This is a genomic window from Flavobacteriales bacterium (assembly GCA_020435415.1).
Classification (GTDB): domain Bacteria; phylum Bacteroidota; class Bacteroidia; order JACJYZ01; family JACJYZ01; genus JACJYZ01.
This window is the reverse complement of sequence record JAGQZQ010000184.1, coordinates 1-626: the sequence shown is the minus strand read 5'-3', so window position 1 is coordinate 626 and position 626 is coordinate 1. Positions and strand designations below refer to the sequence as shown.

At 50.0% G+C, this 626-nt stretch carries 1 protein-coding gene; it reads left to right on the top strand.

The annotated features are described in order from the left end of the window. A partial coding sequence (locus tag KDD36_15230; protein ID MCB0398001.1) for a class I SAM-dependent methyltransferase occupies window positions 1-626 on the top strand: 626 nt, incomplete at both ends.

The following is a 626-nucleotide window of genomic DNA, read 5'->3' as shown; positions in this document are numbered from 1 at the left end:
GATATGGCTTGCGGGTGGGGGCCTTTTTTGAATTATCTCAAAAAGGAACGAGGCGTCTCCGGGCTCGGACTGACCTTGTCGGAAGGCCAGGCCGAAGCTTGTCAGAAAAATGGCCTCAACGTCATAGTCAGGGATTGCCGCTACGTTCAACCCGAAGACTTCGGGCAGTTTGATGCCATCTCCTGCATCGGCGGGATGGAACATTTTTGTTCGATAGAGGAATGGCAGGCCGGCAAACAGGAAAAAGTATACCGGGATTTTTTTGAGACCATCCATAAATTGCTCCCTCCCGGCGGCCGGTTCTATATGCAAACGATGGTATTCAGCAAGAACATGATCCCGTTCGAGGAAATCGATATCAACGCCGAAGAAGGTTCAACGGCCCACGTAATGGCACTGATGATCGAGGAATTCCCCGGATCCTGGCTACCCTACGGCCCGGAAATGGTGATCAGGAATGCAGAGCCGCTTTTCAAATTGATCTCCCAGAGCAGCGGGCGGCTGGATTATATTGAGACCATCGGCCAATGGCGGAAAAAATTCAGAAAATTCAACCTGCAAAAATATTGGCTGTATGCATCGCTGATTCCCAAATACCTGACCGATAAGGAATTCAGGAAACAAGT